This window comes from Wohlfahrtiimonas chitiniclastica (assembly GCF_002252325.1).
Taxonomy (GTDB): Bacteria; Pseudomonadota; Gammaproteobacteria; order Cardiobacteriales; family Wohlfahrtiimonadaceae; genus Wohlfahrtiimonas; species Wohlfahrtiimonas chitiniclastica.
Genome location: NZ_NEFL01000002.1, coordinates 337,970 through 357,752 on the forward strand (window position 1 = coordinate 337,970; position 19,783 = coordinate 357,752).

Consider the following 19,783-nt stretch of genomic DNA (forward strand, 5'->3'; position numbering starts at 1 on the left):
AATAGCTCTTTTCGTAGTTAAAAGAGCTTTTTTATGTTCGCAGAATTCTTCTCAGGGATTGATTGGCAGTTAATCGCGATATTGATTGGGTCCGTTGGGCTGGTGTTAGCTTTTGAGTTTGTCAATGGATTCCATGATACCGCCAATGCCGTGGCTACAGTGATTTTCACCAAATCCATGAAGCCAGGGATGGCGGTTTTTTTATCGGGCATATTTAACTTTTTAGGGGTGGCCTTTGGTGGCTTAGCAGTGGCATATGCCATTGTGAATCTATTGCCGATGGAATTATTGGCAACGGCAAACTCCACAAAAGGTTTGGTGATGATCTTTTCACTCTTGATTGCGGCGCTCATTTGGAACTTAGGCACATGGTTCTTTGGCATTCCGGCATCGAGCTCGCACGCCTTGATCGGTTCAATTTTAGGTGTGGGTTTGGCCAATGCTTTGATTGAGCATGGCTCTTTAGTGGAAGGCGTGAATTGGCACAAAGCTTGGGATGTCTTTTTCTCCCTCTTATTCTCACCCATCATTGGGGCGGGGATTGCCGGCTTATTCATGATTCTATTGTTAAAATGGAAGCCAAAAAGCAACATTCATAAAACCCCGCACATTCGTCACAACATCGAGAAGAAAAAACGTCCGCCATTTTGGCCGCGCTTTTGTTTGGTGTGTTCGGCAATGGGCATGAGCTTTGCCCATGGTCAAAACGATGGTCAAAAAGGCATTGGCCTTGTGATGCTTGTCCTCTTTAGCATCGTGCCAGCACAATTTGTGGTGAACATGAATTCAAACGTTTATGACATTCAGCAAACGAAAGTTGCCGCACAATTGATTGTGACATCATATGATAAAAACAAAGAGGTGATGGAGCAAATTTTCCCTAAACCCACGCACGAAATGAAAACGTTATTCAGCTGTGAGCCATCAGAAATGGTAAAACATGCGGATAAATTGGTGGGTTTATTAAATGGCATCACCAGTTACAGTCAATTAGATACGGATCAACGCTGGGCGGTGCGCAATGAAGTGTTGTGTCTTGGCAACATCTCTAAGAAATTAGAACACGCCGATGAGTTATCAAGCGCGGATCGTCAAACGTATAAAAGCATTTCCAAAGATTTAACAAAAACAACACAATACGCACCCATTTGGGTGATTTTGGCGGTGGCTGTGGCACTTGGTTGTGGCACCATGATTGGCTGGCGCCGTGTTGTGAATACTGTGGGCGGTAAAATCGGTAAAAAAGAGATGACGTATGCTCAAGGCATGAGTGCTCAAATTACCGCGGGTGTGTCGATTGCATCTGCCAGTTATTTTGGTTTACCTGTTTCTACGACACATATTCTATCGAGTGCCGTTGCAGGGACAATGGTGGCCAATAAGTCTGGCCTACAGGCCTCCACAGTTCGAAGCATTTTGATGGCTTGGGTATTAACATTGCCTGTGTCCATCATTTTAGCCTTTGGACTGTATTACATTGGTAACCATTTATTTATCTAGATTATGAACAAATTATTAACAGTTGAAGAAGGGGCTGCGGCACTGATCGCTCAAGAGATCATTGTCTACCCCACAGAGGGCGTTTATGGCATCGGTGGCGATGCGCGCAATGTTGAATTGGCCAAAAAAATCTGTGCCATCAAAGGGCGCCCCTTAAGCAAAGGGCTCATCGTATTGGTGGATGATTTATCTCGCCTAGGCGATTGGATCATTCCATTAACCGATGAGCAAAAAGAACGCATGAAGACATTAGATTACGGCTTTCATCACACGTGGTTGGTGCCTAAAACCGAAAAGTGCCCGATTGAATTGTCCGGCGATTCTGATGATTTAGCTGTGCGTTTAACCACACATGCCACCGCGCGCGCTTTGTGTGAACAATTGGGCGCACCGCTGATTTCCACGAGTGCAAATGCCCAAGGTGAGCCTTCCATTTTAACGAAAGAAGATGCATTGGCTTTTGATCATCCATTCATCTTTGGCGTGGTTGATGGTCAATTAGGTGGGCTACCACAAGCCACAAAGATTCAGCATGTGGTGACAGGTGAGGTTTACCGCGTCTAAATTTTGATTCCCATCAAAATTGTGCAGAAAATAAAACCTTTTGCGTTTATGATTGAATTGAGTGCGGCATAATAGCCCCAATTGATGGAAAACCATAAAGGAAGCACAATGACAAATTTAGATTATAAAACTCCCCCGAATATGGAACTCTCTGATTTGCCAGAAGGTGTCACAGAGTATGAAGAGAAAACCTTGACCTATTACGATGGATCAACGCGCCGCATTTATGTGGTGGATGAAGAGGTTCCATATCCTGATGGTCGCTTGATTGTTTCGCGCACCAATACTGATGGCATCATCACGCATGCGAACCAAGCGTTTGTGGACATGTCTGCATGGACAGAAGAAGAGCTCATTGGCTCGCCACATTCTATTTTGCGTCATCCGGATGTCCCACCTGTGATCTTTCAAGATTTATGGAACACTGTGCAATCGGGTCAGCCTTGGCGTGGATTTGTGAAGAATTTGCGTAAAGATGGTCGTTATTATTGGGTGTATGCAACCGCTAGCCCAAACTATGATGATGGTCACATCATTGCGTACACATCTGTGCGCCGTAAGCCTTCGCAAGAAGGGGTGAACCAAACTTTGGAAACCATTGCTAAATTGTGGGCAGCAGAGTAATCAACAGCCCATTAAACAAGAGTCATAAAAAAAGCCCAATTCACATTGGGCTTTTTTGTGGCTAAGAATGTTTAGAAGTTGATGCTCACACCCAACCAATAACGGCGGCCATCTAGGTTTTTACCATAAGTGTCTTGGTTCACACGTTGATTGGTGATGTTATAGATACCGGCAAAGACGCTGGCATCTTTCGTCACTTGGTAAGATCCGCCAAGATCCCATGTGGTGTAATCAGGATAAACATAGTCGATCCCTTTTTTGCTGCGGCCACTGGTTTCGATCTCTTTACCACGGTAATTGACTTGTGTCCAAAGGTTGGCTTTTTCCGTCATTTGCCAATCAGCATGGAGATTAAAGACATGCTTAGGAATGCGATTTAACGGTTTACCTTTATGGATGCCACTGGTTTGTTCCGTTTTATTGTAGGTGTAGCTGGTGGATAATTTAACAGTATCCACCGGATACCACTGTGCAGAAAGCTCTGCACCATAGAGTTTTGCGGTGTCTACGTTTTGGTTGGTGTTGATGAATCTAAAGCCATAATCACACGCATCGCCAATTTTACATACGGTGATTTCTTGGATTTTGTCTTTAAATTTAGTGTAGAACACTGTGGCATCTAAGCTTAATTGATCATTCGGTGAGAAGTTTAAGCTCACTTCATAGTTTAAAGATTTCTCAGGTTTAAGATCAGGATTGCCCAAAATCACGCCATTGCCGCCAGGGCCACCGGTGCCATGACCCCAATCGGCCACCGCTTGACGAATGTTTGGCGTGCGATAACCAGAAGAGATGCCGCCTTTTAATGTCCAAGCATCATCAATGTTCCATACCGCATATAAACGTGGTGTCACTTCGCCGCCATAGTTTTCATCATGCTCATAACGCACGCCTGCGGTTAGGGCAAAGTTATCTAAAATCCACCATTCATCTTCCACAAAAATGGCATAGCTTTTACGGGAGATGTTATTGACGGATTTTTTCAATTGGTTGTTACTATCTGTGAGTTTTTCATCGCGATATTGCGCGCCAACCGTCACAGTATGTGTGGCGATCGGAATGATCACATTGCCGGTGACTTCCGTATTTTTTACGATCATTTTACGCGTGGTGTTGTTATTTTTCTCATGGGCAATCAACAAATCACTGGTGATGCCATTGTCAAACTCACCTAAATAACGCACGGAAAAGTTATCACGGGTATATTTTTCTGTTTTATCTTCGTTTTTGATCCATTGACCTGTTTTTTTATTCTCATAACCTTCCGCTAAGGTTTTGCCCACATGATAAATGCGCTTTTGTGTGCTTGTGGCCGCTTCAAGTTCAAAGGTTTGACCTTTAACAGGTACGATTGTGAGTTTACCGCCAATGTTGGTCAAATCACGTCCGGGGGTCTCTTCAAGGTGTTTGTCCTCTTTACGATGGCTGTATTTGCCATACACTTGCAAACCTAGCGTCTCTTTAATGAGCGGGCCATTTAAATAAAATTCTGTGTTGCCATAATTGCCTTGATCAGAATTGTGTTGCACTGTGTAATCGGCGCGCACATTGCCCATCCATTGATCGGTGATTTTTTTGGTGATGACATTCACAACGCCGCCCATGGCATCTGAACCATAACGAGAAGACATTGGGCCACGCACCACTTCAACGCGCTCGATTGCGGCTAAGGGTGGAATCCAACCTTGCTCAATGCCAGAGCCATCGCTGTTTGGGCGAGAGCCGCGGGAGTTTTGACGTTTACCATCCACCATCATCAATGTGTATTGTGGTGCCATGCCGCGAATGCTGATGTCTTGGCTCGCGCCGCCACCTGTGATGACAACGCCCGGTACATCTTTAATGGCATCGGTCACATCACGAAAGGGCGCATTGTCTAAGGCTTCTTTAGACACCAAAGAGATGGAGGCTGGTGCACTTTTCACTTCTTGGCTAAAACCACCGGCAGTGACCACCACTTTTGAGAGGTCAATGATAGAAGTCTCGTCAGAGTAATTGTTTAAATCATCTAAAGTTTCGTTCACTTGTGCAACAGCAGGGGAGAGAACAGCAATGACAGCACATGCCATTAAGCTTTTGCGTGGGTTAAATGTGGGCATAATGATCCTTTGATTGATAACATTGTTTTCATATTTGAATGATAATTATTATCAAATAGAAATAATAGTCAAATGAATAATGGTTTACTTTTGTAAACATCAATCATTCGCTTTTAGGATGATTTCCTCAAATGACTGAATTTTAAGTGAACTTAGGATGTCCCATTCAATGGATAAATTTGAATCTGACTGAAAATTGTGCTAATTCTAAGAGTCATGCAATCGATTCGTCCCGAAGAATCACAAGACTCATCTCAGTCAATTAATCTAAAAATAGGAGGATTAGTCATGACAGAAACAATGAAAGCAATGGTGTATTACGGTGAAAATGATTTGCGATTTGAAGAACGCCCAAAACCTAAAATCATCGAGCCGACAGATGCGATCATACGTTTAACCAAAACCACCATCTGTGGTACAGATTTAGGCATCATGAAGGGCAAAAACCCAGAAATTGAGTCCACTGCCAAAGAAAAAACAGGCGCATTCAATGGCCGAATTTTAGGCCATGAAGGCATTGGCATTGTGGAAGCAGTGGGCAGCGCGGTGAAAAATTTTAAAGTGGGCGATGAGGTGATCATTTCGTGTGTCTCTCGCTGCGGCACCTGTGAAAATTGCCAAAAACAGCTCTATGCTCACTGTTTAAATGGCGGCGGTTGGATCATGGGTTATATGATCGATGGCACGCAAGCTGAATATGTGCGCACGCCGTTTGCGGACACATCTTTATATCATCTGCCAGAAGCCTTAGATGAAAATGTGGCGGTGCTCCTGTCCGATGCATTGCCAACTTCCCATGAAATTGGCGTGCAATATGGTGATGTTAAACCCGGTGACACAGTCGCGATTGTGGGCGCAGGCCCTATTGGTATGGCGGCATTGTTAACGGCGCAACTCTATTCCCCAAGTGAAATCATTGTGGTGGATATGGATGAAAACCGTTTAGACATGGCGCTCGATATGGGTGCAACGATGGTGATCAATTCAGGGAAAGAAGAGCCCATTGCGCGCATTTTAAAAGAGACTGGCGGGCGCGGCGTGGATTGTGCGATTGAAGCGGTTGGCATTCCTGAAACGTGGGATGTGTGCCAACATGTGGTGAAAGAGGGCGGCAACATTGCCAACGTTGGCGTGCATGGTCAATCGGTGAGTTTTGCCCTTGAAAAACTGTGGATCAAAAATCTTAAAATCACCACAGGTTTAGTCAATGCAAACACAACAGACATGCTGCTCAAAACCTGCTGCTCAGGTAAATTGCCATTAGATAAAATGATCACCCATCATTTTAAATTTGATGATCTTGAGCATGCCTATAAAGTCTTTAAAAATGCTGCCAATGAAAAGGCGATGAAAGTGATCATCAACTATTAATGATGTCATCAATAAAAAAGCGGGCAATGCCCGCTTTTTTCATCTCAACTGAAGGATGGAGAATTAAAGTTGTGCTTTAATCCAAGTGGATGCTGCGGCTAAAGCGTCATCCACTTTATCACCATGCTGTCCGCCAGCTGTGGCAGAATCAGGGCGACCGCCGCCTTTACCGCCCACAATGGCAGCGGCAACATTCACAAAGTCACCGGCTTTCACTTTAGCGGTCAGTGATTTCTCAATGGAGGCAACCAAAGTTGCTTTACCATCCACAGCAGAGCCTAACAACACGATGCCTTGAGATTGATCACGCAATTTATCTGCCAATTCGCGCAGCATTTTGGTTTCAACGTCAGGCACATGGGCAATGATCACTTTCACATCATTGATGACATCAGCATTGGCCAACAATTCGCCACTTGACGCTAAGGCAAGTTTTGATTTTGCTTGTTGTAACGCTTTATCAGAGGCTTTTAAATCTGCCAAGGTTTGCTCAGATTTGGTCACAAGCTGCTCAGGCGTGGATTTAAAGAGTTCAGACAATGTGGCGATCAAACGCTCAGATTCTTGCGTAATGGCAAGCGCATGTAAACCTGTGGTGGCTTCAATGCGGCGAACGCCAGAGGCAATGCCTGTTTCATATAAAATCTTAAATTGACCGATGTCACCTGTGCGCGCCACATGTGTACCGCCGCAAAGTTCGATGGAATGACCCATTTCAACCACGCGCACATTGTCACCATATTTTTCACCAAAGAGCGCCATTGCGCCTTTTGCTTTCGCATCATCAATGGGCATCACTTCAATGGCTACCGCTTCATTCGCGATGATGGCAGCATTGACATGAGATTCAATGGCTTGCAATACATCTAATGGAATCGCTGCATTGTGAGAGAAGTCAAAGCGCAAACGGTTAAAGGTCACCATTGAGCCTTTTTGCTCAACGTGCTCGCCTAAAACAGCTTGCAAGGCATGATGCAATAAATGCGTGGCAGAGTGATTTTTACGAATGTCATTGCGATAACTTTCATCAATTTTTGCATGCACAGTGGCAGCTTTTGTCAATGAACCACGGCTCATGTGACCAAAATGTAAAATGGCATCGCCTTGCTTTTTCGTATCTTCTACGATGAATAGATTCTCATCGATGGAGATTGCACCATGGTCGCCCACTTGGCCACCTGATTCAGCATAAAAAGGCGTGCGTTCAAGCACCACAATGCCGTGATCACCTTCTGACAATGCATCCACCAATTCGCCATCTTTGGCCAACTCTAGGATCACTGTGTCTAAATGATTTTCTGTATAACCCACAAATTCAACCGGTTTACTTAAATCAATGGCGACTGTTTTTTCTGCGCTGAATTGATTCGCAGCACGGGCGCGGGCACGTTGTTCTTCCATGCACGCTTCAAAGCCATCCATATCAAGGGCCAATTGTTGCTCGCGGGCAATGTCATTGGTTAAATCAACGGGGAAGCCGTAAGTGTCATACAACTTAAAGATCGTTTCGCCAGAAATGGTTGTGGCACCATTGAGGGCTTTAATGTCTGCCTCTAAGAGTTTCAAACCATTTTCAAGGGTTTCTGCAAAGCGCATCTCTTCTTGCTTAATGGCCGCTTCGATGTGCGCTTGTTTTTCGATCAATTCAGGGTATGCATCCCCCATCACATCGGCTAAAGTTTTGGCCAATGTGTGGAAGAATAGACCTTTTTGACCGAGTTTATAACCATGACGCACAGCGCGGCGAATGATGCGGCGAAGCACATAGCCACGGCCTTCATTCGAAGGCAACACACCATCGGCAATTAAGAAGGCCACAGAGCGAATGTGATCGCTGATGACTTTCAATGAGTTGTGCTTAAGATCTGTGCAACCTGTTGCCGCCGCAGCCGCTTTGATCAAGGTTTGGAACAGGTCGATGTCATAGTTGTCATTGACATGCTGCAACACCGCCGATAAGCGCTCTAAGCCCATACCTGTATCAACAGAAGGTTTTGGCAATGGATGCAATACACCGGCTTCATCGCGATTAAATTGCATGAACACCAAGTTCCAGATTTCGATGAAACGGTCACCATCTTCTTCAGGAGAACCCGGAGGGCCACCCCAGATGTGCTCACCATGATCATAGAAAATTTCAGAACAAGGTCCGCATGGGCCTGTGTCACCCATTTGCCAGAAGTTATCTGAGCTGCCATCCTCTTTTAAGCCAATGCGAATGATGCGTTCAGCAGGGACGCCAATCTCATCTTTCCAGATGTCATAAGCTTCATCATCGTTATGAAAAACGGTAACGGTTAATTTCTCAGCCGGAAAACCATACACTTTTGTGAGGAGTTCCCACGCAAAGTTGATGGCTTCTTTTTTGAAATAATCGCCGAAACTGAAGTTCCCTAACATTTCGAAAAATGTATGATGGCGCGCAGTAAAACCTACGTTTTCTAAGTCGTTGTGTTTACCACCGGCACGCACACAGCGTTGAGAGGTTGTTGCACGCACATAGTCGCGCTTTTCTAAGCCTAAAAATAGGTCTTTAAATTGGTTCATGCCCGCGTTCGTAAAGAGCAACGTTGGGTCATTATGCGGAACCAATGAACTTGAAGCGACTTCTGTGTGCCCTTTTGAAGCAAAGAAGTCTAAAAATTTTCGGCGTATTTCAGTAGTTTTCATAAAAATATACAAAGGTTTAATTAAAAGTTACAGAGCGTGATCCATAAAGACCCATGGGGTTTTTTGTTTCATGCGCTCTTCATAAGCTTTGATGTCATCTGTGTGTTGAAGGGTCAGACCAATGTCGTCAAAACCATTGAGCAAGCAATATTTACGGAACGCATCCACATCAAAAGTGAACGGTGAGTGTAATCCTTTCCCATCGAGTTGACAAATGAGTTGCTGTGATGGCAGATCAATGATGATCTCTAAGCCTTCATGCTGATGAATCAGTTCAATGATTATATCAACATCTTCTGCCGAGAGCACAATCGGTAACACACCATTTTTAAAACAGTTGTTAAAAAAGATGTCTGAATAACTTGGCGCAATGACGGCACGAAAACCGTAATCATCCAATGCCCAAACGGCATGCTCACGAGAAGAGCCGCAGCCAAAGTTTTCACGGGCCACTAAAATGGAGGCGCCTTGATAACGGGCTTGATTGAGTGAAAAATCAGGATTGATTGGGCGCGTGCTGTTGTCCATGCCCGGCGCGCCAACATCTAAATAGCGCCATTCATCAAATAGATTCACGCCAAAGCCTGAGCGTTTGATGGATTTTAAAAATTGTTTTGGGATGATGGCATCCGTGTCGATGTTCGGGCGATCGATGGCGACGGCAATGCCTTGATGAGTGGTGAATGGTTTCATGGGATCTCCTTATAACGTACGAACATCAACAAAATGGCCAGCAATTGCAGCAGCGGCTGCCATGGCAGGGCTCACTAAATGTGTGCGTCCGCCAGCACCTTGACGACCTTCAAAGTTACGGTTAGAGGTCGAAGCGCAGTGTTCGCCAGGATTTAAGCGATCATTATTCATGGCTAAACACATAGAGCAACCGGGTTCACGCCATTCAAAGCCCGCTTCCGTGAAGATTTTATCTAAGCCTTCGGCTTCCGCTTGTGCTTTGACTAAACCTGAACCTGGCACAATCATGGCTTGTAAAATGTTCGGTGCCACTTTTTTGCCTTTGGCCACAGCTGCGGCTTCACGTAGATCTTCAATGCGCGAGTTGGTGCAAGAACCAATGAATACTTTGGTTAATGGAATGGCGGATAATGGCATGTTGGCCGTTAAATCCATATAGGCCAAAGCTTTTTCCATCCCTGAGCGTTTCACCGGATCATGCTCTTTGGCAGGATCAGGAATGCACTCATCAATGGCGATGACCATTTCAGGGCTCGTGCCCCAGCTCACTTGCGGTTTGATCTCGTTGGCATTTAAACGCACCACATGATCAAATTGCGCGCCTTCATCAGAATGTAAGGTATTCCAATAAGCCACCGCTTGATCCCACATCTCGCCTTTTGGTGAGAGCGGACGATCTTTCACAAACTCTAATGTGGTGTCATCCACAGCCACCATGCCAACGCGCGCGCCGGCTTCAATCGCCATGTTACAAATGGTCATGCGGCCTTCCATTGATAAACTTCGGATGGCAGAGCCTGAAAACTCAATGGCGTAACCTGTTCCACCTGACGTACCGATTTCACGGATGATGGCAAGGACGATGTCTTTTGCCGTCACGCCTGCTTGTAATTGCCCTTCGACAATGATGTTCATGGCTTTAGATTTCTTTTGCACCAAACAGCATGTGGCCATCACATGTTCCACTTCGCTGGTGCCAATGCCAAAGGCAAGTGCGCCAAATGCGCCATGGGTTGCCGTGTGAGAGTCGCCGCACACAACCGTCATGCCAGGTAATGTGGCGCCTTGTTCAGGGCCCACAACATGGACAATGCCGCGACGTATATCGCCCACCGGAAAATAGGTGACGCCGGCTGCGCGGGCATTTTGATCTAAAGTGTCCACCTGTAATTTAGAGATGGGATCATCAATCGTTGTAAAGCCTGGTGTGGTTGGCGTATTGTGATCAGGTGTTGCAATGATGGAGTTTTTACGCCAAAGGTCGCGTCCTGCCAGTCGCAGCCCTTCAAATGCTTGAGGACTGGTGACTTCATGGATGATGTGTCGATCAATGTACAATAAAGCGGTGCCGTCTTCTTCTGTGCGCACAACGTGGGCATCCCACAACTTATCGTAAAGCGTTTTGGCCATTTTAAAACTCCCCTAAAATTAAACATCCTGCTATGATAATCTCGTAACAAATCTTATCTTTTTATGCAAATTAATTTGCTCACGAACTAGACATCATAATATGAATTGTATGGAAAAAGAAACTCTTTGGGTAATTAAAATTGGCAGCGCCATGATCACCAATGGCGGTGTTGGGATTGACTATTCTTTGCTCGATGATTATGCATCGCAAATTGCACAATTACAGGCAAAAGGTTATCAAATTGTGGTGGTTTCATCTGGGGCGGTTGCCGCAGGGATGAAACGTTTAGGGTGGACATCAAGACCGACGGAGTTAAGTGAATTGCAAGCAGCCGCGGCCGTTGGGCAAGCAAAACTTGTGGAAGCGTGGCAAATGGCTTTGCAAAAGCATCAATTGACCGCAGCCCAAGTCTTATTGACCCATGAAGATGCATTGGATCGCACCCGTTATTTAAACATTCGTGCCACGCTCAATGCCTTGATTCAGCATAATGTGGTGCCCATCATCAATGAAAATGACACTGTTTCCTACGATGAGTTTTGCATTGGGGACAATGATACGCTCGGCGCTTTAGTTGCCAACCTCATTGAAGCCGACACCTACATCATTTTGACGGATCAACAAGGCTTGTATAATAAAGATCCGCGTAAAAATAGTGATGCGAAGCTGCTTCATCATGTGCGTGCGATGGATCCATCTTTATTGGATATGGCCAGCCCAGAAGGCGGCAGTTTAGGAAAAGGCGGCATGTACACGAAAGTGAAGGCGGCGCAAAAGGCTGCCACAAGTGGCACGCAAACTTACATTGTGTATGGCAAAGCGGACAATGGTTTGTTGCGCGTGGCCAATCATGAAGAGATCGGCACGCAATTTGAGCCAGAAGATACAACCATGGCGGCGAAAAAACGTTGGATTCTCAATCAAGCCCATGTGCTTGGCAGTGTTGTGGTGGATAAAGGGGCAGAAAAAGCCTTGATGGCGCATAAGAAAAGTTTGTTACCCATTGGCGTGATTGCCGTCAATGGCGAGTTTCAGCGCGGGGAGATCATTGCCTGTTTAAATGAGGCGGGCGAAGAGTTAGGGCGCGGTTTATCCACTTATCATTCACAAGAAGTGCAAAAGCTCTTGAAAACGCCATCAAGTGACATCATTAATAAACTTGGTTATGTGATTTCTGAAGAGATTATTCATAGAAACAATTGGGTATCCCATCAATAAGTTCTTTTTGACGTCAAAATACGTTAAAATGCCCCGTTAATTCATATTTATTATTAGAAGGACAGCCATGTTTGGTGCGATTGCAAAAAAGATTTTTGGAACCCGAAATGATCGCTTGGTAAAAGAGGCTCAGAAGACTGTTAAAGTAATCAATGCGCTTGAGCCGACAATGCAAGCGATGACGGATGAAGAGTTACAACAACAAACCATCAAGTTTCGTGAGCGCATTCAAAATGGCGAGTCTTTAAATAAGCTCTTGCCTGAGGCGTTTGCCACATTGCGTGAAGCAAGTAGCCGCGTGATGGGCATGCGCCATTATGATGTGCAAATGATCGGCGGTATTGTATTGCATCAAGGCAAAATCGCTGAAATGCGCACCGGTGAAGGTAAAACATTGGTGGCGACCCTTGCTGTGTATTTAAATGCATTAGAAGGCAAGGGCGTGCACGTTGTGACCGTCAATGATTACTTAGCAAAACGTGACGCCGCCTGGATGGGTAAGCTCTATCGTTGGATGGGTTTAAGTGTGGGCGTTGTGGTGTCTGATCAAGCGCCAGATGAGAAAAAATCAGCCTATGAAGCGGACATCACTTATTGTACGAACAATGAAATCGGCTTTGATTACCTTCGCGATAACATGAGCTTTGATCCTGAACATAAAGTACAGCGTCCATTGAACTTTGCGGTGATCGATGAAGTGGATTCCATCTTGATCGATGAAGCAAGAACGCCACTCATCATTTCAGGTCCTGCGGAAGGTTCGGAAGATTTATACAAAGCCATCAATGAGATCGTGCCTTATTTGAAAAAAGCCGATGCCAATGGCGACAATGACTTTACGATCAATGAAAAAGATCGCCAAGTGTTATTGACAGAAGTGGGCCATGAACATGCTGAAAATTTATTGGTGGAAGCAGGTTTACTCAAAGCAGGTGAAAGCTTATATGATGCCAATAACTTAAAACTGTATCATCATTTAGACAGCTGCTTGCGTGCGCATCATTTATTCCGCCGCGATGTGGAGTATTTGATTAAAAACAATGAAATCATCATTGTCGATGAGCACACAGGCCGTACATTGGCGGGGCGTCGCTGGTCAGATGGCTTGCATCAAGCCATTGAAGCGAAAGAGGGCGTGCCGATCAAACCTGAAAACCAAACATTGGCATCCATTACGTTCCAGAACTTATTTAGAATTTATAAAAAATTGTCCGGGATGACGGGGACAGCCGATACAGAAGCGCCAGAACTTTTAGAAATTTATGGCTTAGAAGTGGTGGTGATTCCAACCAATAAAGTCATTCAGCGTAAAGATTATGGGGATTTGATCTTCTTAACGCAGCGCGAGAAATATGAAGCCATCATTAAAGACATCGAAGCATGCCGCGAAGCAGGGCAGCCTGTGTTAGTGGGGACAGCATCTGTTGAAGTGTCAGAATTATTGGCAGAGATGCTCAATGCCCGCGGCATTCATCATGAAGTGTTGAACGCAAAACAGCATGAGCGCGAAGCTTATATTGTGGGCGCAGCTGGTAAACCGGGGGCGGTGACGATTGCCACCAATATGGCCGGTCGTGGTACGGACATCGTGCTTGGCGGTAACTTTGAGATGGAAATGGAAGCTTATCCAGATGCCACTGCTGCAGAGCGTGCAGCGATGAAGGCTGAATGGCAAAAACGCCATGATGATGTGTTATCTAAAGGTGGTTTACACATCATCGGGACAGAGCGCCATGAATCCCGCCGCATTGACAATCAGTTGCGTGGTCGTGCGGGTCGTCAAGGGGATGTGGGCTCATCACGTTTTTATCTTTCATTAGAAGATAACTTAATGCGCATCTTCACCTCGCCTTCGGCTTACAACATGATGAAAAAGCTTGGCATGGGCGATGGCATTCCGTTAGAACATAAATGGATCAGCCGCTCGATTGAAAATGCTCAGCGCAAAGTGGAAGGTCATAACTTTGAGATTCGTAAGAACTTATTGCAATATGACAACGTGGCCAATGATCAACGTAAAGTGATCTATCAGCAGCGCGATGATATTTTAGCGGCATCGGATGTGGGTCCTGCCATTGATGCAATTCGTGAAACAGTGTTCCGTGAGCTTGTGGCTAAACACATTCCGCCACAATCATTCCCTGAACAGTGGGATATGGAAGGATTAGAGGCAAAATTGTCTCGTGACTTTATGATGGATGTGAAGCTTGAAGATTGGCTCAAAGAGGATGACACGCTTGATTATGAAGGTGTGGTCGCACGCTTAATTGAGATGAATCAAAAAGCGTATCGCAATAAGCAATACATCACATTGCCTGATACGGGCGAAGAGATCTCCATTGTGGATCAAGAGAACTTCAAAGCCTTTGAGAAAAATGTGTTGTTACAGTTGTTAGATCGCAACTGGAAAGATCATTTAGCGGCGATGGATTATTTGCGCCAAGGCATTCAGTTGCGTGCCTATGCACAAAAACGTCCTGAGCAAGAGTATAAGCGCGAAGCCTTTGAAATGTTTGAGATGATGCTTGATCGCATTTACTATGAAACGATTGGTTTCTTGAGTCGTTTAACGATCGAGTTGCCAAAAGTGACAGAAGAAGATGCCAAAGCCATTGAAGCCTTGCAAAATTCAGAGGAAGAAACAGAAGTATTGATGCAGCGCTCATTCAGTGATGCTGGTGTTTCTAATGAGGTTCAAGCGCCAGAGCAAAATAATGTGATGGATGCTTTAGGCTTAGACTTCAGTGCCGTTGGCCGCAATGATGAATGTCCATGTGGTTCTGGTAAAAAGTATAAGCATTGCCACGGTAAAATCTAATTGGTCAGCTGATTGAAAAATCCCGCATCTTGCGGGATTTTTTATGGCTTGTATAAATGGCAGACAATAAAAAAGCCCTTAAACAGGGCTTTTTGAATGCATTTCGAATTAAGCAGCGATTGCTTTGATTCGTGCGTTCAAACGGCTCACTAAACGAGCTGTTGTTTTCTTATGAAATAAGCCTTTGTTAGAAGCGCGATCTAAAACGCCTTGTGCTTTTTTCAATGCATCTTGAGCAGCAGTAACGTTATTTTCTTGGATCGCTTTCAATACTTTCTTAACATAAGTACGAGTCATTGAACGATATGAAGCATTTGCTAAACGGCTTTTTTCCGCTTGGCGTACGCGTTTTTTTGCTTGAGCTGAGTTTGCCAAAGGTATTCTCCAAATATAACCAATAGTTTAAACAATATAAGACGCAACATTATCTTGTTTTTCCAAGCAAAAGTCAATCATGCTTCGGATTAAAACAGCGGACAATGTGGCTCAATGAAAAAAAAGAGCTGCGAGCAGCTCTCTTGTTGTGAATCATTATAGCGCATATTTTGCAAAATTAGAATGCAGGTAAAATACTGCCTTCATATTTAGTTTCGATGAATTGTTTCATTTCATCAGAGTGAAGAATCTTCATGAGTTCTTTAACATTTTCTTTCTCATTGTTGCCATCTTTGACCACAACGATGTTCACATAAGGTGAGTTTTTGTCTTCAATGATCAAAGCATCTTTGACTGGGTTTAAATCCGCATCTAACGCAAAGTTAGTGTTGATGAGGGCTAAATCCACTTCATCGATGGTGCGGGCAAGCATTGGCGCTTCAAGCTCCACAAACGATAAGTTTTTAGGATTCTCTTTGATGTCTTGAATCGTGGCTAAAATGTTTGTCGGATCTGTCAATGTGATCACGCCATTGTTGTGCAATAAGATCAAAGCACGACCGCCATTGGTGGGGTCATTTGGAATGGCCACTTTACCATTTTGTGGTAAGTCTTTCACATCTTTGATCTTTTTAGAATAGCCGCCTAAAGGTTCTAAATGCACGCCGCCCACAGACACCAATGTCATGTCGTTGGCTTTGTTAAATTCATCTAAATAGGGTTGATGTTGCATGAAGTTTGCATCGACTTCGCCTTCGTTGAGCATGATGTTAGGTAACACATAATCGGTGACCACAACCACGTCAATGTTGAAATCTTTAGGGGCAAGCGTTTGCGCGTGTTCTAAAATTTCAGCATGTGGCACAGGAGATGCTGCCACTTTGATGGTTTCATTGGCATTGGCAAAAAATGGCAATGCAGAAATGAGAAGCGCTGTTGCAAATTTCTTCATGAATAAACTCCTAAATATTGGATGGCAATTGTTATTTTCGTGTGAGGCGACGCATGAATGTATCCCCCACTAATTGAATAGTTTGCGCGATAATAATGATAATTACAATCACAAAATTGGTAATTTCAGGTTGATTGCGATGGAAGCCAAAACGGGTGGCCAAATCACCAAGTCCACCTGCGCCAACAACGCCTGCCATGGCTGTAAAGGAGAGGAGGAGAATCCCTGTAATGGTTGCCCCTGCAATCAAGCTTGGGCGCGCTTCACGCAATAAGATAGAAAAAATGATCTTATGCATCGGTGTGCCCATACTGACGGCAGCTTCTATGATGCCGCGATCCACTTCACGCAGGGCTGTTTCTACCAATTTGGCAAAAAATGGAATCGCCCCAATGGTTAAGGGCACAATTGCACCTTTGACCCCAAAGGAGGTGCCCACAATATTTTTTGTATAGGGCAATAGATAAATGATCAGAATCAAAAAGGGAATGGAGCGCAAAATATTGGTGAAGATCGATAAAATCGGATACACCAAGCGATTTTGCATTAATTGTTTTGGGCTCGTGAGGTATAAAATCACCCCAAGCATGATGCCAAAAATGGTGGTCAATGCCCAAGAGGCGGAGAGCATTTGCAAGGTGGCTTCAGTGCCTTCCCAGAGCATGCTCACTTTCACTTTAGGAAAATAGGGCGTGATGAATTCTTGAAGAGCATTCGCTGCCCATACTTTGAAATCTGTGTACAGAGAGGTTTCGATGAGATTTGACATAGTTTATAAAGTGACCGCTAATGTGTGAATGTTTTTCGCTGCAAATTCTTCTAAGGCGCGCTGCTGAACCTCAGCACTGCCATTTAAGGCCACGAGCAATTGACCATACGGCAAATCACGAATGTAGCTGATGTTGCCAGACAGGATTGAGAAATGCACGCCGGTGGATTTGATGATGTCACTTAAATGCGGATGATAGGAATCTTCCCCAGAATAAGTGATTTGATAAAGGTTTGCCCCTTTCATTGGGCTGTTTTTCAAATGAACTTTAAGCTCAGCATAATGGCTGTTGTCTAAAATGAACTCTTTGGTCACTTCGTGTTGAGGGTTTAAAAACACCTCTTCAACAGGGCCGCATTCCACAATTTGACTGGCATGAATGACGCCCACTTTATGGCAGATTTTACGGATCACTTCCATTTCATGGGTGATGAGCACAATGGTTAAACCGAGCTTTTGATTGATCTCGCGTAGGAGCTCTAAAATGGACTGTGTGGTTTGTGGATCAAGGGCAGAGGTGGCTTCATCACACAATAGGACTTTTGGCTTGTTAGCGAGGGCTCTAGCGATCCCTACGCGCTGTTTTTGTCCGCCAGAGAGTTGGGCGGGGTATTTTTTGGCATGTTCTGTTAAGCCTACTAATTCTAGCAATTCATTGACGCGGGCATTGATCTCAGATTTCGACATTTTCTCTAAGCGAAGTGGAAAGGCAATGTTGTCAAAAATGGTTTGGCTAGAGAAAAGATTAAAGTGCTGGAAAATCATACCGATTTTGCGGCGCTCATGCATCAATTCTCGTTTGCTTAAGGTGGTTAAATCCACTTGATCTAAAATGACGTGGCCACTTGAAGGCTTTTCCAATAAGTTAAGGCAGCGAATCAATGTACTTTTGCCGGCGCCAGAGTGCCCGATGACACCGAAGATTTCACCGGCTTCAATGGTCAAAGAGATGTCTGAGAGGGCAATGATGTCGCCTTTCGCAGTCGGATAGGATTTTGAAATATGGTCTAATGTGATCACGGATAGAATCATCTACAGTCTAAAAAGATACCGCACAATCTAGCATAATACGGCGTTAATTTGAAGATGAGACGATTTTACGACAATAAAAAAGCAACCCTGAGGTTGCTTTTGTGTGTTTTTAAACAAGTAAACTTATTTAATACGTGCTTCTTTGTATAAAACGTGTTTACGAACAACTGGATCATATTTCATGAACTCTAATTTTTCAGGAGTTGTTCTTTTGTTTTTAGTTGTAGTGTAAAAATGACCAGTTTCAGCCGTTGACACTAATTTGATTTTTTCTCTGATACCTTTTGCCATGATAAAGCTCCTTAGATTTTCTCACCACGTGCACGCATATCTTTAAGAACAGCATCGATGCCTTTTTTATCGATAGTTCTTAAACCAGCAGATGTTACGCGTAATGTTACAAAGCGCTGTTCGCTTTCTACCCAAATACGATGTGAGTGAAGATTTGGTAAAAAACGACGGCGAGTTTTATTGTTTGCGTGAGAAACGTTGTTCCCAACAGCAGGTGCTTTACCAGTGACTTGACAAACTTTACTCATAATTAAAATAACCTATTTCAATAAATTAAATTCTTTGAGGAACGCAAAGACGGCCCTTAAAAACAGACACGTCATTATACGTATTTCAAAAAAATATGCAATACACTGATTAAGTGAAATCAGCAGGGTTCTTAGCCTTACTTGCTGCAACTTCCGCATCAATGATGCCCGCTCGAACTAGCTGCATCAAGTGCTGATCAAGGGTTTGCATGCCAAAGGATTGGCCAGTTTGAATCGCAGAATACATCTGTGCAATTTTATCTTCACGAATCAGATTTCGAATTGCATTCGTACCCATAAGGATTTCCCAAGCAGCCACACGACCGCCGCCTTTTTTCTTCAAAAGTGATTGCGCAACAACGGCTTGCAAAGACTCAGATAACATTGAACGAACCAATGGTTTTTCACCTTCTGGGAAAACGTCAATGATACGGTCGATGGTCTTCGCTGCCGATGTGGTATGGAGGGTACCAAATACTAAGTGACCCGTTTCCGCAGCGGTTAAGGCTAAACGAATGGTTTCTAAGTCACGAAGCTCACCCACCAAGATAACGTCTGGATCTTCACGAAGAGCAGAGCGCAACGCATTGTTAAACGAGAGAGTATCTCGGTGCACTTCACGTTGGTTGATGAGTGATTTTCTTGGCGTGTGTACGAACTCAATGGGGTCTTCCACCGTCAAGATATGGTAAGGATGATGCTTGTTTAGGTAGTCAATCATTGCAGCTAACGTCGTTGACTTACCTGAACCTGTGGGCCCTGTCACCAACACTAAACCACGAGGCACCGAAACCATTTGGCGGAAAATGGCAGGCATGCCAAGTTCATCCATGGATTTAATGTTGTTAGGGATTGTTCTAAAAACAGCGCCAACGCCACGATTTTGGTGGAAGGCGTTGACACGGAAACGAGATAAACCAGGAACATCTACAGAGAAGTCAGCTTCTAACTCTGCATCAAAGGTTCTGCGCTGAGTATCATTCATGATGCCATAAATCAAATCATAAACCATATCGTTATTGAGCGCAGGTGCATTGATTCTTGTTACGTCACCATCGATGCGCAGCAAAGGTGGCAATCCTGCTGACAAGTGCAAATCCGATGCCCCGGATTTGACCACAAATGTGAGTAGATCTGTAATGTTCATA

Annotated in this window: 17 protein-coding genes; 6 read left to right on the forward strand and 11 right to left on the reverse strand. The window is 44.4% G+C overall.

Annotated elements, in window-relative coordinates; all coding sequences use genetic code 11:
* Positions 1-33 precede the first annotated feature (33 nt).
* The 3 genes from B9T10_RS06895 (at position 34) to B9T10_RS06905 (ending at position 2,688) form a co-directional block, all read left to right on the forward strand.
* On the forward strand, positions 34-1,500 hold the full coding sequence (locus tag B9T10_RS06895) for an inorganic phosphate transporter (RefSeq protein WP_008315732.1): 1,467 nt from the start codon (positions 34-36) through the stop codon (positions 1,498-1,500).
* Between the two features lie 3 nt (positions 1,501-1,503).
* Positions 1,504-2,064 (forward strand): L-threonylcarbamoyladenylate synthase, encoded by a 561-nt coding sequence (locus B9T10_RS06900; RefSeq protein ID WP_094488840.1) that lies wholly within the window; start codon positions 1,504-1,506, stop codon positions 2,062-2,064.
* Between the two features lie 108 nt (positions 2,065-2,172).
* Positions 2,173-2,688, forward strand: coding sequence for a PAS domain-containing protein (locus B9T10_RS06905; RefSeq protein ID WP_008315730.1), 516 nt, complete (start codon positions 2,173-2,175; stop codon positions 2,686-2,688).
* A 71-nt stretch (positions 2,689-2,759) separates the two neighbouring features.
* Here the strand turns inward: B9T10_RS06905 and B9T10_RS06910 are convergent, their stop codons facing one another.
* A complete protein-coding gene (locus tag B9T10_RS06910) occupies positions 2,760-4,787 on the reverse strand; it encodes a TonB-dependent receptor domain-containing protein (protein ID WP_094538136.1) in 2,028 nt (675 codons plus the stop codon).
* 300 nt (positions 4,788-5,087) lie between these two features.
* Here B9T10_RS06910 and B9T10_RS06915 point away from each other — a divergent pair, with 300 nt between their 5' ends.
* Positions 5,088-6,158 (forward strand): zinc-dependent alcohol dehydrogenase family protein, encoded by a 1,071-nt coding sequence (locus tag B9T10_RS06915; protein ID WP_343231741.1) that lies wholly within the window; start codon positions 5,088-5,090, stop codon positions 6,156-6,158.
* A gap of 63 nt (positions 6,159-6,221) precedes the next feature.
* Here B9T10_RS06915 and alaS read toward each other — a convergent pair whose 3' ends face one another.
* Genes alaS through leuC form a run of 3 tightly spaced genes read right to left on the reverse strand, consistent with a single transcriptional unit; the run spans position 6,222 to position 10,931 of the window.
* The gene (gene alaS / locus B9T10_RS06920; RefSeq protein ID WP_094538137.1) at positions 6,222-8,828 is read right to left on the reverse strand and encodes an alanine--tRNA ligase; all 2,607 of its coding nucleotides are present in this window, start codon (positions 8,826-8,828) and stop codon (positions 6,222-6,224) included.
* Between the two features lie 27 nt (positions 8,829-8,855).
* Complete coding sequence (leuD, locus tag B9T10_RS06925; RefSeq protein ID WP_063455624.1) at positions 8,856-9,521, reverse strand: 3-isopropylmalate dehydratase small subunit; 666 nt, start codon at positions 9,519-9,521, stop codon at positions 8,856-8,858.
* Between the two features lie 9 nt (positions 9,522-9,530).
* A complete protein-coding gene (leuC, locus tag B9T10_RS06930) occupies positions 9,531-10,931 on the reverse strand; it encodes a 3-isopropylmalate dehydratase large subunit (RefSeq protein WP_008315723.1) in 1,401 nt (466 codons plus the stop codon).
* Between the two features lie 109 nt (positions 10,932-11,040).
* On the opposite strand from leuC, the gene proB reads away from it, so the two are divergent.
* Positions 11,041-12,150 carry a glutamate 5-kinase gene (proB, locus tag B9T10_RS06935; RefSeq protein WP_063504194.1) on the forward strand — a complete coding sequence of 370 codons (1,110 nt, stop codon included), beginning with the start codon at positions 11,041-11,043 and terminating at the stop codon, positions 12,148-12,150.
* Between the two features lie 67 nt (positions 12,151-12,217).
* On the forward strand, positions 12,218-14,968 hold the full coding sequence (gene secA, locus B9T10_RS06940) for a preprotein translocase subunit SecA (RefSeq protein WP_094538138.1): 2,751 nt from the start codon (positions 12,218-12,220) through the stop codon (positions 14,966-14,968).
* Positions 14,969-15,076: 108 nt separating this feature from the next.
* On the opposite strand, the gene rpsT is transcribed toward secA, so the two are convergent.
* The 7 genes from rpsT to B9T10_RS06975 form a co-directional block, all read right to left on the reverse strand.
* On the reverse strand, positions 15,077-15,343 hold the full coding sequence (rpsT, locus tag B9T10_RS06945; RefSeq protein WP_008315720.1) for a 30S ribosomal protein S20: 267 nt from the start codon (positions 15,341-15,343) through the stop codon (positions 15,077-15,079).
* Positions 15,344-15,521: 178 nt separating this feature from the next.
* The gene (locus tag B9T10_RS06950; RefSeq protein WP_018122612.1) at positions 15,522-16,295 is read right to left on the reverse strand and encodes a MetQ/NlpA family ABC transporter substrate-binding protein; all 774 of its coding nucleotides are present in this window, start codon (positions 16,293-16,295) and stop codon (positions 15,522-15,524) included.
* A gap of 31 nt (positions 16,296-16,326) precedes the next feature.
* Positions 16,327-17,064, reverse strand: a complete 738-nt coding sequence (locus tag B9T10_RS06955) for a methionine ABC transporter permease (protein WP_008315718.1) — start codon at positions 17,062-17,064, stop codon at positions 16,327-16,329.
* Positions 17,065-17,067: 3 nt separating this feature from the next.
* Positions 17,068-18,084 carry a methionine ABC transporter ATP-binding protein gene (locus tag B9T10_RS06960; RefSeq protein ID WP_008315716.1) on the reverse strand — a complete coding sequence of 339 codons (1,017 nt, stop codon included), beginning with the start codon at positions 18,082-18,084 and terminating at the stop codon, positions 17,068-17,070.
* A 135-nt stretch (positions 18,085-18,219) separates the two neighbouring features.
* The gene (gene rpmG, locus B9T10_RS06965) at positions 18,220-18,387 is read right to left on the reverse strand and encodes a 50S ribosomal protein L33 (protein ID WP_008315715.1); all 168 of its coding nucleotides are present in this window, start codon (positions 18,385-18,387) and stop codon (positions 18,220-18,222) included.
* A gap of 11 nt (positions 18,388-18,398) precedes the next feature.
* Positions 18,399-18,635, reverse strand: a complete 237-nt coding sequence (rpmB, locus tag B9T10_RS06970) for a 50S ribosomal protein L28 (RefSeq protein WP_008315714.1) — start codon at positions 18,633-18,635, stop codon at positions 18,399-18,401.
* 109 nt (positions 18,636-18,744) lie between these two features.
* Entirely contained in the window at positions 18,745-19,782 is a 1,038-nt protein-coding gene (locus tag B9T10_RS06975) for a type IV pilus twitching motility protein PilT (protein ID WP_008315712.1), read from the reverse strand.
* Position 19,783: the final 1 nt, after the last annotated feature.